Source organism: Paenibacillus sp. WC2504, assembly GCF_052682475.1.
The window spans coordinates 515,902-530,807 of record NZ_JBQZFH010000001.1; the positions used below are offsets into that span (position 1 = coordinate 515,902).

7 protein-coding genes, 14 tRNA genes and 4 rRNA genes are annotated in these 14,906 nt (G+C 46.5%); 23 read left to right on the forward strand and 2 right to left on the reverse strand.

The annotated features are described in order from the left end of the window. Positions 1-29 precede the first annotated feature (29 nt). Positions 30-1,136 carry an Mrp/NBP35 family ATP-binding protein gene (locus tag ACUN27_RS02440; RefSeq protein ID WP_445558324.1) on the forward strand — a complete coding sequence of 369 codons (1,107 nt, stop codon included), beginning with the start codon at positions 30-32 and terminating at the stop codon, positions 1,134-1,136. Positions 1,137-1,183: 47 nt separating this feature from the next. On the opposite strand, the gene gerD is transcribed toward ACUN27_RS02440, so the two are convergent. Beyond that, positions 1,184-1,933 (reverse strand): spore germination lipoprotein GerD, encoded by a 750-nt coding sequence (gerD, locus tag ACUN27_RS02445; protein ID WP_445558325.1) that lies wholly within the window; start codon positions 1,931-1,933, stop codon positions 1,184-1,186. A gap of 159 nt (positions 1,934-2,092) precedes the next feature. Between gerD and ACUN27_RS02450 the strand changes: the two genes are divergently transcribed. Beyond that, on the forward strand, positions 2,093-2,689 hold the full coding sequence (locus ACUN27_RS02450) for a KinB-signaling pathway activation protein (protein WP_445558326.1): 597 nt from the start codon (positions 2,093-2,095) through the stop codon (positions 2,687-2,689). A 27-nt stretch (positions 2,690-2,716) separates the two neighbouring features. Here ACUN27_RS02450 and pdaB read toward each other — a convergent pair whose 3' ends face one another. After that, positions 2,717-3,499, reverse strand: coding sequence for a polysaccharide deacetylase family sporulation protein PdaB (gene pdaB / locus ACUN27_RS02455; RefSeq protein ID WP_315955978.1), 783 nt, complete (start codon positions 3,497-3,499; stop codon positions 2,717-2,719). A 111-nt stretch (positions 3,500-3,610) separates the two neighbouring features. Here pdaB and ACUN27_RS02460 point away from each other — a divergent pair, with 111 nt between their 5' ends. The 21 genes from ACUN27_RS02460 (at position 3,611) to ppc (ending at position 14,883) form a co-directional block, all read left to right on the forward strand. After that, positions 3,611-4,222, forward strand: coding sequence for a stage II sporulation protein M (locus ACUN27_RS02460; protein ID WP_326060839.1), 612 nt, complete (start codon positions 3,611-3,613; stop codon positions 4,220-4,222). Positions 4,223-4,378: 156 nt separating this feature from the next. After that, positions 4,379-4,609, forward strand: coding sequence for a hypothetical protein (locus ACUN27_RS02465; protein ID WP_090826664.1), 231 nt, complete (start codon positions 4,379-4,381; stop codon positions 4,607-4,609). 296 nt (positions 4,610-4,905) lie between these two features. Continuing rightward, positions 4,906-6,443, forward strand: a 16S ribosomal RNA gene (locus tag ACUN27_RS02470). A gap of 127 nt (positions 6,444-6,570) precedes the next feature. Beyond that, positions 6,571-6,687: ribosomal RNA gene (rrf, locus tag ACUN27_RS02475) — 5S ribosomal RNA — on the forward strand. Between the two features lie 82 nt (positions 6,688-6,769). Next, a tRNA-Ile gene (locus ACUN27_RS02480) sits at positions 6,770-6,846 on the forward strand. Between the two features lie 15 nt (positions 6,847-6,861). Continuing rightward, positions 6,862-6,937 (forward strand) — tRNA-Ala (locus tag ACUN27_RS02485). 216 nt (positions 6,938-7,153) lie between these two features. Continuing rightward, positions 7,154-10,072, forward strand: a 23S ribosomal RNA gene (locus tag ACUN27_RS02490). 102 nt (positions 10,073-10,174) lie between these two features. Next, a 5S ribosomal RNA gene (gene rrf, locus ACUN27_RS02495) occupies positions 10,175-10,291 on the forward strand. Together the 16S, 23S and 5S rRNA genes with 14 tRNA genes alongside form the textbook arrangement of a ribosomal RNA operon. A 5-nt stretch (positions 10,292-10,296) precedes the next feature. After that, positions 10,297-10,372: transfer RNA gene (locus ACUN27_RS02500), tRNA-Asn, on the forward strand. 2 nt (positions 10,373-10,374) lie between these two features. Next, a tRNA-Thr gene (locus tag ACUN27_RS02505) sits at positions 10,375-10,450 on the forward strand. A gap of 14 nt (positions 10,451-10,464) precedes the next feature. Further along, positions 10,465-10,539 (forward strand) — tRNA-Glu (locus tag ACUN27_RS02510). A 15-nt stretch (positions 10,540-10,554) separates the two neighbouring features. After that, positions 10,555-10,630, forward strand: a tRNA-Val gene (locus tag ACUN27_RS02515). A 12-nt stretch (positions 10,631-10,642) separates the two neighbouring features. Beyond that, positions 10,643-10,715 (forward strand) — tRNA-Thr (locus tag ACUN27_RS02520). Between the two features lie 9 nt (positions 10,716-10,724). Then, positions 10,725-10,796 (forward strand) — tRNA-Gln (locus tag ACUN27_RS02525). 10 nt (positions 10,797-10,806) lie between these two features. Further along, positions 10,807-10,882, forward strand: a tRNA-Lys gene (locus tag ACUN27_RS02530). 19 nt (positions 10,883-10,901) lie between these two features. Further along, a tRNA-Leu gene (locus tag ACUN27_RS02535) sits at positions 10,902-10,981 on the forward strand. Positions 10,982-11,019: 38 nt separating this feature from the next. After that, positions 11,020-11,094 (forward strand) — tRNA-Gly (locus ACUN27_RS02540). Positions 11,095-11,102: 8 nt separating this feature from the next. Further along, positions 11,103-11,179: transfer RNA gene (locus ACUN27_RS02545), tRNA-Arg, on the forward strand. 22 nt (positions 11,180-11,201) lie between these two features. Further along, positions 11,202-11,275, forward strand: a tRNA-Pro gene (locus tag ACUN27_RS02550). A 7-nt stretch (positions 11,276-11,282) separates the two neighbouring features. Further along, a tRNA-Gly gene (locus ACUN27_RS02555) sits at positions 11,283-11,353 on the forward strand. 743 nt (positions 11,354-12,096) lie between these two features. Continuing rightward, positions 12,097-14,883: a phosphoenolpyruvate carboxylase gene (gene ppc, locus ACUN27_RS02560; RefSeq protein WP_315952787.1), complete on the forward strand. Its 2,787-nt coding sequence runs from the start codon at positions 12,097-12,099 to the stop codon at positions 14,881-14,883. Positions 14,884-14,906 lie beyond the last annotated feature (23 nt).

The following is a 14,906-nucleotide window of genomic DNA, read 5'->3' on the forward strand; positions in this document are numbered from 1 at the left end:
TTACGATCTCTTAATAAAGGTGAGTGGCTATGATAAATAAAGAGCAGCTATTAGAAGCTTTAAAACCTCTGCAAGAGCCTCGATATAACCAAAGTGTTGTCGAGCTGAATTTGGTTCGGGATATCCTAATAAAAGAAGAAAGTGTCTCGCTGAGTTTGATTGTTGCAACGGATGATGAAGCTTATAAAGAAACAGCGAAGAAATTTATTCGTGAAGCTATAGAACAACTAGGAGCAGATCAGGTTCATATTCGATTTAGATTGATGACTGACTATGAACGTAATCAGATTGAAGAGCTGAATAAACCAACCTCAACTGCTTCAGATAAGCCTAAGGATAGCAAACCGGTACAACCTCCTATCGATCAGCCCATCTTAGGTGAAGCATCCAAGGTACAATTTATTGCTGTGGCCAGTGGTAAAGGGGGCGTCGGGAAATCGACGGTGACGGTTAATCTAGCTGTTGCTCTGGCACGCCAAGGGAAAAAAGTAGGCATCATCGATGCGGATATTTACGGCTTCAGCATTCCGGATATGATGGGCATTGAAGAACAGCCTAAGCTTGTCGATAATGTCATCATGCCGGTAGAGAAATTCGGTGTCAAAGTGATTTCCATGGGATTCTTTGTTCAAGATAATGCACCGGTTATCTGGCGCGGGCCGATGCTTGGTAAGATGCTGCGGAACTTTTTCAACGAAGTGAACTGGGGGGATGTTGAGTATATCCTTCTCGATCTTCCACCTGGTACAGGAGATGTTGCACTTGATGTGCATCAGCTAATTCCACAAAGCAAAGAAGTGATCGTTACTACGCCACATGCGACTGCGGCTTTTGTAGCGGCTAGAGCTGGTGCAATGGCAATTCAAACGAACCATGAAGTCTTAGGGATTGTTGAGAATATGTCCTACTATGAGTGCAAAGATTGCGGCAGCAAAGATTATGTCTTTGGAAAAGGTGGCGGAGCTAGACTGGCGGATGATCTGCACAGTGAACTATTAGCTCAAATTCCGCTAGGAGCTCCTGATAATCACATTTCAGAAATTGATTATTCACCGTCGGTGTATAAACAAGACTCCAAAACCGGTCAAATCTATCTGGATATAGCCGCGAATATCATCGCCAAATTAGAAAAGTAATAGAAAAGGGCTGGCGGAGAACTTCTCCGTTAGCCCTTTTTCGTGTTCTATTGCGAATCGGATGAACCGGATTCCTTTTTCTTCTTTTCTGTATCTTGAGAGTCGCTTTTCTCATCTTTTTGCTGCTGGTCTCCACTACCTTTATCTTTACTATCCCCGCCACTTTCGTCTTTTTTCTGAGCGGCTTTTGCCGTAGGCATTTGATCTGGCTTGCTCTGCTGAGCAATAGCGGATTTAAGCAAATCCACCATATGTGCGCGGAAAAGAGGGCTTTGAATCGATTCTTCCATCACAGTCATCATTTGCTGGCGATAAGCCGCAGTTTTCATGACATCGAGCATCATTTTCTCGTAGTCAGGATTTTTCATCACATCAACAAGTGATTTCTGATATTCAGGATCTTTTAACAGTTCTTTAAACATTTGCTTCGTCTCTTTTTGAATGGCTTTTGCGAAATCTCCTGCAAATTTTGGATCCTTCATCATATCTGTGAGAAACATATTATTCTCTTTTGCCGTTAAAACATCTTTGACAGCCATTTGTAGCTGCAAGGATTCGTTGGCTGAGAGTAATTTGATCTGAGACTGACCAGCTACGCCTGTCGCACCAACATCACCATTCATGATGCTGCGATTGGCTGCGCTAATTGCTTTTTTACCGTCTTCTGACTTCAGAATATCAAGAATCATAGTCTTTTGTTCTTTATACGTACCCGCTTGTGATTGACCCTGAGATGATTTATCAGAACCGCACGAAGAAAGAAGTAAAGCAATAGTAATGAGCGGCAGGACCATCATTGGGCTTAACCTTCTTATTCTCATGAGAAAAAGCTCCCTTCCCTAGCTTAGTAATGTTAGTATGCGTGGTTAGGGATAGATTATAAGGGCAAATCATTGGCTTTTTATCTCAATCGTTGGTACAATTAACAATTAGAGTCTATGATGGAGGGAATGCACGTGACGCTTCGCAAATGGTTTCATTTATTTTGGACAACACTATTACTAGGAATGATTGTCTCTATAGGAGTCGGGTTAATTCTACAATTTTCCGATAAAGAATTTTCTGTGATGGGTTTGTCGGCTGTAGGCTTCAATGTAGTTAATATGCTGCTTGGGGGAGCGACGATTAGCGTCCTAAGTCAAATGGGTTTTTTCGCTTATCTGATCGTCAGATTTATTGCCGCGGGGATTATTAAGTCCAAGACGGTGTGGGATCTGTTACAACTAACGATTGTCATCGTCGTACTGATTGATCTTGTGTATCTCAGAATGACCAATTTTGAAGGAAATGACTCCGTATTAAGTTACTCCATATTGCCCTTGATCATACTGATTATTTCATTGGGAGTTGCTTACTGGAAAGTCAAAATGACGAATAAAAACGCTTTTATCCCGACTTTATTCTTTATGTGCGCCGTATCCGTGCTTGAAGCTGTTCCCGCACTTAAATTAGACAATGCTGCCTCAAGTTTGTTTATGTTAGCTCCACTATTGGTTTGTAATGCATGGCAAATTCTGATTTTACATAAAATATTAGATAAAAAAAAGAGCTAATTCAATTAGCTCTTTTTTTTGTGGAAATCAATTAAGTTGTTTCATCGTTCTGTCTTCGACAGGTGTTGTTTGTACTTCAGTTTGCTTGATGAGTTCACTGACAGTGACGAATTCATATCCTTTGGATCTCAATTGATCAATAATAACGGGTAAGGCCTCATGAGTTTGTTGGGAAGAATCACTGGCATGCAGTAAAACAATGTCTCCTGGATGAGCCTTCGTGATAACACGGTTTATAATCGTATCTACGCCTTTGTTGAGCCAGTCTTGCGAATCTGTATCCCATTGAATAACGGAATAACCAAGATCGTTAGCGATTCGGAGCACACGTTTGTCGAAATCCCCATTGGGTAATCGGATGAGATTGGGCTCTTTTCCGATTAATTCCGTCAATATACCATGTGCTGTCGTTATTTGTTTGCGTATTTCTTCATCGCTAAGTGTACTGTAATTATCGTGCTTATTGCCATGACTACCGATTTCAAAGCCGTCTTTCTTAATTTGTTCGACAATTTCGGGGTGCGTTTTACTCCAAGGCGAGGAGAGGAAAAAAGTTGCGTCCTTTACCCCTTTATCCTTAAGAATATTCAGAATTGGCTCAGCTCGTTTCTCCCCCCAGGAAATATCGAAGGTTAATGCAATAACCTTTTTCTCTGTCTGGACACTATAAATCGCCGAAGGCTCAGCATTAGAAAAGACAGACACATTGCTTTGCTCCGAATAGACAATAGCTGCTGCAAATACGATGGCAAGAGCAATAAATACATATTGTTTGAATTTCTTGGCATTTAGTACAAAAAAATAGTTCATTTACAGCCTGTACCTCCTTATGCCTTACAAACGGTAAGGCTTGTATACTCTTTGATAAATAATGTATGCTCGTACACAGTACTTATGCTTCCGAAATTGGAGGAAAGAGAAATGACATTTAAACCCTTATTGCAGCATTTTAAAGAAATGAAGCACTATTTCATCGTCGTTGTTTTAGTGTTTGCCGTCAGTTTTTACTTAGGCTGGGCAAACTCGGATCAATTTTCACACTTTTTAAAAGATCAGCTAGAAGGAATTAAGGCGATAAGTCAATCGCTCAGTAATAAAGACAACCCGCAAATGTGGTTTTTCTTTATTATCTTCTTGAATAATGCCATCAAATCTGTAGCCATTATTTTTCTTGGGCTTCCTTTGGGTGTGCTGCCGCTCTTCATGTTGGTGGCAAACGGCATGATATTAGGGTATGTACTTTCGCTACAAACGCATGAGAGTACCTTAGCTATTGTGCTCAAAGGGATTCTTCCGCATGGTATCATCGAAATACCAGTTATACTACTTGCTTGTGCTTATGGACTTAAAATAGGCATGTTGGTCTGGAAAAGCGCAGCGCAAATATTTATTCCTGCTGCCAATAGAACGGCAGTTCCAGAACTTAAGAAAGTACTAACCTTAACCAAACCTCTTAGCGTTGCAATTGTCGTTCTTTTGTTGCTCGCGGCAATCATTGAAAGTACACTCACCTACTGGTTGGTTCATCTGTAAAATATTTTCAGGAAGCTTGTCATAAAAATGGCAAAATCTGAGCATAACAGTAAAGCAGTAGGGTGGCGGGCAAATGAGGGTTTCAGTTGGCCGCTTATTTCGACTCTATTGTTAGTGCCATTAATCTCTACAGTCGAGAGGGGTTTGGATGGATGTATGCTCGGATTTTTGTTCAATGATCGGGAATGCAGAGAGTTAGATTACGTATTACGTAAAGAATTAGATGAAATGTTATTTGATTTGAACGACAAACGAATCGATCAAGAAATTAAAGGGGCCATAGAATCCAGATATAAAGTTATCTTCAGGATGTATGCTCGTTTAGCGACTCCCAAAGAAATTTCGAAATATGCAAGAAACCGCAACTATCAGGCTCAAAAAAAATAGGGGGTATGTTCTTGACTTACCCTCTCCTTATGTGTTACTTTATATCTCGCCCCTTGAAAAATAAGGACAAGCAAGCTGGCTTTAAATGACTCGAAAAGTTATTTCAAAAAAAGACTTGCAATGTTCTAGGCGAATGTGGTATATTTAAAAAGTCGCCGCTAAACAGTGGTGGTGATAAACGAAAGAAATTGATCTTTGAAAACTGAACAACGAGTGAGTAAGCACAGTCGAGCAATCGACTATAAATGAGATGAATAATCTCGCTAGCAAGTCAATGAGTACAATTAAGCTTTTCTATTATGGAGAGTTTGATCCTGGCTCAGGACGAACGCTGGCGGCGTGCCTAATACATGCAAGTCGAGCGGAGCACTTCGGTGCTTAGCGGCGGACGGGTGAGTAACACGTAGGCAACCTGCCTATAAGACTGGGATAACTATCGGAAACGATAGCTAAGACCGGATAACTGGTTCTCTCGCATGAGAGAATCATGAAACACGGAGCAATCTGTGGCTTATAGATGGGCCTGCGGCGCATTAGCTAGTTGGTGAGGTAACGGCTCACCAAGGCGACGATGCGTAGCCGACCTGAGAGGGTGAACGGCCACACTGGGACTGAGACACGGCCCAGACTCCTACGGGAGGCAGCAGTAGGGAATCTTCCGCAATGGACGCAAGTCTGACGGAGCAACGCCGCGTGAGTGATGAAGGTTTTCGGATCGTAAAGCTCTGTTGCCCTAGACGAACAGCAAGGTGAGTAACTGCACTTTGTGTGACGGTATAGGAGAAGAAAGCCCCGGCTAACTACGTGCCAGCAGCCGCGGTAATACGTAGGGGGCAAGCGTTGTCCGGAATTATTGGGCGTAAAGCGCGCGCAGGCGGTCAATTAAGTTGGGTGTTTAAGCCCGGGGCTCAACCCCGGTTCGCATCCAAAACTGGTTGACTTGAGTGTAGGAGAGGAAAGTGGAATTCCACGTGTAGCGGTGAAATGCGTAGAGATGTGGAGGAACACCAGTGGCGAAGGCGACTTTCTGGCCTATAACTGACGCTGAGGCGCGAAAGCGTGGGGAGCAAACAGGATTAGATACCCTGGTAGTCCACGCCGTAAACGATGTATGCTAGGTGTTAGGGGTTTCGATGCCCTTGGTGCCGAAGTTAACACAGTAAGCATACCGCCTGGGGAGTACGCTCGCAAGAGTGAAACTCAAAGGAATTGACGGGGACCCGCACAAGCAGTGGAGTATGTGGTTTAATTCGAAGCAACGCGAAGAACCTTACCAGGTCTTGACATCTGGGTGTAAGCACTAGAGATAGTGCCCCTCTTCGGAGCACCCAAGACAGGTGGTGCATGGTTGTCGTCAGCTCGTGTCGTGAGATGTTGGGTTAAGTCCCGCAACGAGCGCAACCCTTGATCTTAGTTGCCAGCACTTCGGGTGGGCACTCTAAGATGACTGCCGGTGACAAACCGGAGGAAGGTGGGGATGACGTCAAATCATCATGCCCCTTATGACCTGGGCTACACACGTACTACAATGGTCGGTACAACGGGAAGCGAAGCCGCGAGGTGGAGCCAATCCTTATAAGCCGATCTCAGTTCGGATTGCAGGCTGCAACTCGCCTGCATGAAGTCGGAATTGCTAGTAATCGCGGATCAGCATGCCGCGGTGAATACGTTCCCGGGTCTTGTACACACCGCCCGTCACACCACGAGAGTTTACAACACCCGAAGTCGGTGGGGTAACCCGTAAGGGAGCCAGCCGCCGAAGGTGGGGTAGATGATTGGGGTGAAGTCGTAACAAGGTAGCCGTATCGGAAGGTGCGGCTGGATCACCTCCTTTCTATGGAGACTCGGGTCTGAAACGACCCAGTCAAGTATCTTCGGATACACAAATTGCTTACTCACTCGTGTTCAGTTTTGAAAGAGCAAGCTCTTTCAGCAAGATGGTTACGACCATGTTGCACTCGTTTGGTGATGATGGCGGAGGGGACCCACGCGTTCCCATCTCGAACACGACCGTTAAGCCCTCCAGCGTCGATGGTACTTGAACCGCAGGGTTCTGGGAGAGTAGAACGTTGCCAAGCGGACCCATAGCAAGCTTTCGAAGAAAGCTTCGAAAGCTTGTAGGTGGGTTTTTATTTTGGGGAGTTTCCCCGAAACATATATTGGCCCTTAGCTCAGCTGGTTAGAGCGCACCCCTGATAAGGGTGAGGTCGGTGGTTCGAGTCCACTAGGGCCAACCAATTTTATAATCATATGGGGCCATAGCTCAGCTGGGAGAGCGCCTGCCTTGCAAGCAGGAGGTCAGCGGTTCGATCCCGCTTGGCTCCACCAACTATCATTTTCAGACAGAGATTTCCAAGAAATTTCGACTTGAAATGAGAATGTGAGTTGTGATAAGATAACTTTCGCCGCTGAGATAGGGCAAGGAAATTTGAATCGCAATGAACACTTTGTTCCTTGAAAACTAGATAACGAAATGAAACGTAAAGTAAGAACTTAGGTAGTGTAACCTTCGGGTTGCACGAAAATCTTTAAATGTAATTTCTAGGTTAAGCTAGAAAGAGCACACGGAGGATGCCTAGGCACTAGGAGCCGAAGAAGGACGTGGCGAACGACGAAATGCCTCGGGGAGCCGTAAGCAGGCTTTGATCCGGGGATGTCCGAATGGGGGAACCCAGCTGTGGTAATGCGCAGTTACCATGTAGTGAATACATAGCTACATTGGAGGCAGACCCAGGGAACTGAAACATCTAAGTACCTGGAGGAAAAGAAAACAAAAGTGATTCCGTCAGTAGCGGCGAGCGAAAGCGGAATAGCCCAAACCAAGGAGCTTGCTCCTTGGGGTTGTAGGACCTCATCATGGGGTTAGTTTGGTAGGCGAAGTGATCTGGAAAGGTCCGGCATAGAAGGTAAAAGCCCTGTAGCCAAAATCAAACGAATCTCCTAGAGGTATCCTGAGTACGGCGGGTCACGTGAAACCCCGTCGGAATCCGGCAGGACCATCTGCCAAGGCTAAATACTCCCTAGTGACCGATAGTGAAGCAGTACCGTGAGGGAAAGGTGAAAAGCACCGCGGAAGCGGAGTGAAAAAGAACCTGAAACCGTGTGCTTACAAAAAGTCAGAGCCCTCTATATGGGTGATGGCGTGCCTTTTGTAGAATGAACCGGCGAGTTACGTTCCCGTGCGAGGTTAAGTCGAAAAGACGGAGCCGCAGCGAAAGCGAGTCTGAATAGGGCGCTTTAGTACGTGGACGTAGACCCGAAACCGTGTGATCTACCCCTGTCCAGGGTGAAGGTGAGGTAACACTCACTGGAGGCCCGAACCCACGAATGTTGAAAAATTCGGGGATGAGGTGGGGGTAGCGGAGAAATTCCAATCGAACTCGGAGATAGCTGGTTCTCCCCGAAATAGCTTTAGGGCTAGCCTCGGATGTTGTGAGTTGTGGAGGTAAAGCACTGATTGGGTGCGGGGCCCGCCAAGGGTTACCAAGTCCAGTCAAACTCTGAATGCCACAAACTTAAATCCGGGAGTCAGACAGTGAGTGCTAAGATCCATTGTCAAAAGGGAAACAGCCCAGACCATCAGCTAAGGTCCCCAAGTGTGTGTTAAGTGGGAAAGGATGTGGAGTTGCACAGACAACCAGGATGTTGGCTTAGAAGCAGCCACCATTGAAAGAGTGCGTAATAGCTCACTGGTCGAGTGACTCTGCGCCGAAAATGTAACGGGGCTAAACACGCCACCGAAGCTATGGCTTGCACGTATGTGCATGGGTAGGGGAGCGTTGTATGTACGTTGAATTCTGACCGTAAGGACAGGTGGAGCGCATACAAGTGAGAATGCCGGTATAAGTAACGAAAAGATCAGTGAGAATCTGATCCGCCGAAAACCTAAGGGTTCCTGAGGAAGGCTCGTCCGCTCAGGGTAAGTCGGGACCTAAGGCGAGGCCGAAAGGCGTAGTCGATGGACAACAGGTGGAAATTCCTGTACCACCGTAGCCGTTATGAGCGATGGAGTGACGCAGAAGGATAGTGACGCGAGCTGATGGATGCTCGTCCAAGCAGTGAGGCTGGTTAGTAGGCAAATCCGCTAACCGTAAGGCTGGGCTGTGATGGGGAGGGAAATTTTAAGTACCGAAGGTCATGATTTCACACTGCCAAGAAAAGCTTCTAGCCAGGCGAAGGTGCCCGTACCGCAAACCGACACAGGTGGGTGAGAAGAGAATTCTAAGGCGCGCGGAAGAACTCTCGTTAAGGAACTCGGCAAAATGACCCCGTAACTTCGGGAGAAGGGGTGCCTCGGTAGGGTGAATAGCCCGAGGGGGCCGCAGTGAAAAGGCCCAAGCGACTGTTTAGCAAAAACACAGGTCTGTGCGAAGCCGCAAGGCGAAGTATACGGGCTGACGCCTGCCCGGTGCTGGAAGGTTAAGAGGAGTGGTTAGGGGGTAACCCGAAGCTATGAATTGAAGCCCCAGTAAACGGCGGCCGTAACTATAACGGTCCTAAGGTAGCGAAATTCCTTGTCAGGTAAATTCTGACCCGCACGAATGGCGTAACGACTTGGGCGCTGTCTCAACGAGAGATCCGGTGAAATTTTAATACCTGTGAAGATGCAGGTTACCCGCGACAAGACGGAAAGACCCCATGGAGCTTTACTGCAGCTTGATATTGGACTTTGGTACGATCTGTACAGGATAGGTGGGAGCCTTTGAAGCCTGAGCGCCAGCTTGGGTGGAGGCGCCGTTGGGATACCACCCTGATCGTATCGGAGTTCTAACCTGGTACCGTGATCCGGTATGGGGACAGTGTCAGGTGGGCAGTTTGACTGGGGCGGTCGCCTCCTAAAATGTAACGGAGGCGTTTAAAGGTTCCCTCAGAATGGTTGGAAATCATTCGCAGAGTGCAAAGGCATAAGGGAGCTTGACTGCGAGACCTACAAGTCGAGCAGGGACGAAAGTCGGACTTAGTGATCCGGTGGTACCGAATGGAAGGGCCATCGCTCAACGGATAAAAGCTACCCTGGGGATAACAGGCTTATCTCCCCCAAGAGTCCACATCGACGGGGAGGTTTGGCACCTCGATGTCGGCTCATCGCATCCTGGGGCTGAAGTAGGTCCCAAGGGTTGGGCTGTTCGCCCATTAAAGCGGTACGCGAGCTGGGTTCAGAACGTCGTGAGACAGTTCGGTCCCTATCTGTCGCGGGCGTAGGAAATTTGAGAGGAGCTGTCCTTAGTACGAGAGGACCGGGATGGACGTACCGCTGGTGTACCAGTTGTCTCGCCAGAGGCACCGCTGGGTAGCTATGTACGGAGGGGATAAGCGCTGAAAGCATCTAAGCGCGAAGCCCCCCTCAAGATGAGATTTCCCAGTATGTAAGACCCCTTGTAGACGACGAGGTTGATAGGTTCGAGGTGGAAGTGCAGCAATGCATGCAGCTGACGAATACTAATCGGTCGAGGGCTTAACCAAACCAGCTGACTAAGCAGCTAGTCGCTACGTCTAACGTAGATGACAAATATTCTTTACGCAAGTTTCGTATCTAGTTTTCAAGGCGCAAACACGCTTTGACTGTTTGGTGATGATGGCGGAGGGGACCCACGCGTTCCCATCTCGAACACGACCGTTAAGCCCTCCAGCGTCGATGGTACTTGAACCGCAGGGTTCTGGGAGAGTAGAACGTTGCCAAGCAGTATTCCCTGATAGCTCAGTTGGTAGAGCACTCGACTGTTAATCGAGTTGTCACAGGTTCGAGTCCTGTTCGGGGAGCCATTGCTTCCATAGCTCAGTCGGTAGAGTGCATCCATGGTAAGGATGAGGTCACCGGTTCGATTCCGGTTGGAAGCTCCAGTATTTTTTTGTAAGGCCCGTTGGTCAAGTGGTTAAGACACCTCCCTTTCACGGAGGTAACAGGGGTTCGAGTCCCCTACGGGTCACCATTACGTATTTCCCATGGAGGCTTAGCTCAGCTGGGAGAGCATCTGCCTTACAAGCAGAGGGTCGGCGGTTCGATCCCGTCAGCCTCCACCATTAACTGTATATGCCGTTGTAGCTCAACTGGTAGAGCAACTGACTTGTAATCAGTAGGTTGGGGGTTCAAGTCCTCTCGACGGCATGTTATTATTGGGGATTAGCCAAGCGGTAAGGCAACGGACTTTGACTCCGTCATGCCAAGGTTCAAATCCTTGATCCCCAGTTTCTTTTATGAGTCATTAGCTCAGTTGGTAGAGCACCTGACTTTTAATCAGGGTGTCGTAGGTTCGAATCCTACATGACTCACCATTTGCCTTATTTAGAACATGCGCGTATGGCGGAATTGGCAGACGCACTAGACTTAGGATCTAGCGGGCGACCGTGGGGGTTCAAGTCCCTCTACGCGCATTAAATCCTCAGCAGTATTTATACTCCTGAGGTACCCTGCGGAAGTGGCTCAGCGGTAGAGCATCGCCTTGCCAAGGCGAGGGTCGCGGGTTCGATCCCCGTCTTCCGCTCCATATTTTAAGCGCCCTTAGCTCAGCTGGATAGAGTATTTGACTACGAATCAAAAGGTCGGGAGTTCGAATCTCTCAGGGCGCGCCATTTTTTATTAGTTATACCGTATCGGGATGTAGCTCAGCTTGGTAGAGCACCTGCTTTGGGAGCAGGGGGTCGCATGTTCAAATCGTGTCATCCCGATATACGCGCGGGTGTAGTTCAATGGTAGAACTTCAGCCTTCCAAGCTGGTAGCGTGGGTTCGATTCCCATCACCCGCTTCACAAAAAGAGAGAGCCACCTTCGGGTGGTTTTTTCTTTTTGTGCAGGTAAGGGAAGAAAACCCACAACAGTTCGACCGTCCGTGAAGACTTCTTGAGTAATCCCGAGTAGGACGAGCGTCCAAATCTACCGCTGATTGCTTCCGTAGGAAGCATGTTCAATGAAGACTTGGAGTATTCCCATCACCCGCTTTACAAAAAGAGAGAGCCACCTTCGGGTGGCTTTTCCTTTTGCGCCTGGTAAGGAGAAGTATGATTGATGAGGATTTAATGCAGTTAGGAGAGGAGAAAGGGAACTGGAGTCCGCTATTTCAAGCAAATCAGCGTAATTCCCAATTAGGGGGAACTATAGGGCTTCAAGTATATTAACTGAAATTGACGAAATAGCGTTCCATAGTTCCCTACGAGGGACGGATGTAAGGTTCTCTAGCTAAATAGAGGCCTGTAGTTCCGTTAACAAATGCATAGCTTAGGTTCTTCTGAGAAAGCATGTTTATAGAGAGCGAGAGATATAAGAAAGGGTCGCCTAGGGCGGCTCCTTTTTATTTCTAAGAAGGGAAAAGACATGTAAAGTACTTCGCAACATACATTAATTACCACAGCCTAATTAGGTCTTTTTTTATTTTACTACTATGTGCAAAGAGCGGATTGTGGTAAAATATTCTGAAATGAGTTTTTATAACGTTTAGCTTTTATAGAGAGAAGCATTAATGCAACATAGTGAATAGATGAGGTGGAGAGTTATGTTAGAGAATGTAATCGGCCTACAAAAGCAAGGAACGAATAATCTGCTTCGCAGGGACGTACGCTTCTTGGGGCACATACTAGGTGAAGTTCTGGTACATCAGGGCGGCAATGATCTCCTCGATGTTGTCGAGAAAATTCGTGAGATGAGTAAGTCTTTAAGAGCACACTATGTCATTGAAATCTATGATGAGTTCAAAGAAACGATTTCTTCGCTTGATCCGGAAATTCGCCATCAAGTGATCCGAGCATTTGCTATTTACTTCCAACTAGTTAACATTGCTGAGCAGAATCATCGGATTCGCCGTAAAAGAGACTACGAGCGTTCCTCGGGTGAGTCCGTGCAGCCTGGTTCCATAGAGAGCATTGTTCAGGAACTAAGAAACAATCATATCCCTTTTGAAGAAGTACAAGAAATTCTTAAATCTATCTCTTTAGAACTTGTCATGACTGCTCATCCTACGGAAGCAATGCGTAGAGCCGTACTTGATATTAATCTGCGTATTTCGGAAGATATGATGAAGCTGGATAATCCGATGCTAACTTCCCGTGAGCGTGAACAACTGCGTGAGAAGCTGCTTGGAGAAGTTCTGAATCTATGGCAAACGGACGAGCTGCGTGATCGTAAACCGACGGTCATCGATGAGGTTCGCAATGGGTTGTACTATTTTGACGAAACTTTGTTCGATGTGCTGCCGGAGGTTTATCATGAGCTTGAACGCTGCTTAAATAAATATTACCCGCAGGATACATGGCACGTGCCATCTTTCTTGAAATTCGGTTCATGGATTGGTGGCGACCGTGATGGTAATCCATCTGTGAGAGCGAATGTAACATGGGAAACGCTAGGATTGCACCGTCAACTGGCTTTGCAAAAGTATGAAGAGGTTCTTAAGGAAACTCTAGAGCACATGAGCTTCAGCAAAAATATTGTGACGGTTAGCGATGCCTTATTGGAGTCCATTCAATGCGACCGCGTAGCACTTGGTAATGTGCAGGATGTATGGCGCAATGAGAAAGAGCCTTACCGTATCAAAACAACATATATGATCGAAAAGGTGCATAACACGGGCAACTCTAATGTGCCGACAAGCCAGAAATATAACAGCCCTGACGAATTTATTAGTGATCTGCAAATTATTGATGCTAGCTTGAGATCGCATTTTGCGGATTACGTAGCTGACAAATATATTAAAAAGCTGATCCGCCAAGTTGAACTGTTCGGCTTCCACTTAGCTGCTCTAGATATCAGACAGCACAGTAAAGAGCATGAATCGGCGATGACAGAGATTTTAGCGAAAATGGGCATTACGAGTGACTACAGTAAGCTCTCTGAAGAAGAGAAAATCTCGCTTCTGACAGATGTATTGAATGATCCAAGACCAATCACTTCAACTTACCTGGATTACTCCGAAGGTACGAAGGAGTGTTTAGATGTTTACCGTACGGTAGGCGAAGCGCAGAAGGAGTTTGGACGCAATTGTATCAATAGCTACCTAATTAGTATGACACAGGGTGCTAGTGATCTTTTGGAAGTTGTAGTGTTTGCGAAAGAAGCAGGCCTATATCGCAAAGAGAACGATGGCAGAGTAACAAGTACGCTTCAATCGGTACCTTTATTTGAGACGATTGACGACTTGCATGCGGCACCAGGCATTATGAGCACACTGTTAGCAATTCCTGCTTACCGAGACAGCCTTGATCCGGATACTCAGCTTCACGAAATCATGCTTGGGTACTCCGACAGCAATAAAGACGGCGGAGTAATTACAGCAAACTGGGAGCTTCGTATGGCGCTTCAGGATATCACTGAAGCAGCGAAAAAATTTGGCGTGAAGCTGAAGTTCTTCCATGGCCGTGGGGGCGCACTGGGGCGCGGCGGAATGCCGCTTAACCGCAGTATTCTTGCACAGCCGGTAGAAACGCTTGGCGGCGGTATCAAGATCACAGAGCAAGGGGAAGTATTATCTTCTCGCTATTCCTTGCAAGGGATTGCTTATCGCAGCTTAGAGCAGGCGACTTTTGCTTTAATTACAGCGTCCAAACTATCGCTTTCCCCACAAAGACTTCCACAAGAAGACAAGTGGGAGACGATTATGCGAGGTATTTCGGAGCAAGCACAGACGAAATATCAGGATCTCATTTTCCGAGACGAAGACTTCTTAACGTTCTTCAAAGAATCCACACCGCTGCCTGAGATTGGCGAGCTGAATATCGGTTCACGTCCATCCAAGCGTAAAAATAGCGACAGATTCGAAGATTTGCGTGCGATTCCGTGGGTATTCTCATGGACGCAAACTCGTTATTTGCTTCCTGCATGGTATGCGGCAGGCACAGGTCTGCAAAGCTTTTATCAAGGAAATGCAGCGAATCTAGAGACTTTAAAAGAAATGTATGAAGATTGGTCTTTCTTCCGTACAATGATTGATAATCTGCAAATGGCGCTTGCCAAAGCGGATCTGCAAATTGCGAAAGAATACGGGAATTTAGTGAAGGAATCGGCGATTGCAGAGCGTATTTTCAACCTCATTAGGGAAGAATATGAATTAACTTCTTCGATCATTTTGCAGATTACAGGGCAGCAAGAAATTTTGGATAATGTACCTGTTATTCAAGAGTCAATTCGCCTTCGTAACCCTTACGTTGATCCACTGAGCTATATGCAGGTTGAACTGCTTACAGAGCTTCGTGCCCTGCGTGAAAATAATGAAGACGATGCAATTCTGCTGCGTGAAGTGCTGCTTACAATTAACGGCATTGCAGCTGGGCTGAGAAACACTGGCTGATACTATAGAGTGCATAAGTGTAT

Bases quoted from the DNA above. Each gene is read 5' to 3' on its own strand.
- gerD (WP_445558325.1), bottom strand. From the start codon at position 1,933: ATGATGGTCCTGCCGCTCATTACTATTGCTTTACTTCTTTCTTCGTGC.
- ACUN27_RS02465 (WP_090826664.1), top strand. From the start codon at position 4,379: ATGCTCGGATTTTTGTTCAATGATCGGGAATGCAGAGAGTTAGATTAC.
- ACUN27_RS02460 (WP_326060839.1), top strand. From the start codon at position 3,611: ATGACATTTAAACCCTTATTGCAGCATTTTAAAGAAATGAAGCACTAT.
- ppc (WP_315952787.1), top strand. From the start codon at position 12,097: ATGTTAGAGAATGTAATCGGCCTACAAAAGCAAGGAACGAATAATCTG.
- ACUN27_RS02440 (WP_445558324.1), top strand. From the start codon at position 30: ATGATAAATAAAGAGCAGCTATTAGAAGCTTTAAAACCTCTGCAAGAG.
- pdaB (WP_315955978.1), bottom strand. From the start codon at position 3,499: ATGAACTATTTTTTTGTACTAAATGCCAAGAAATTCAAACAATATGTA.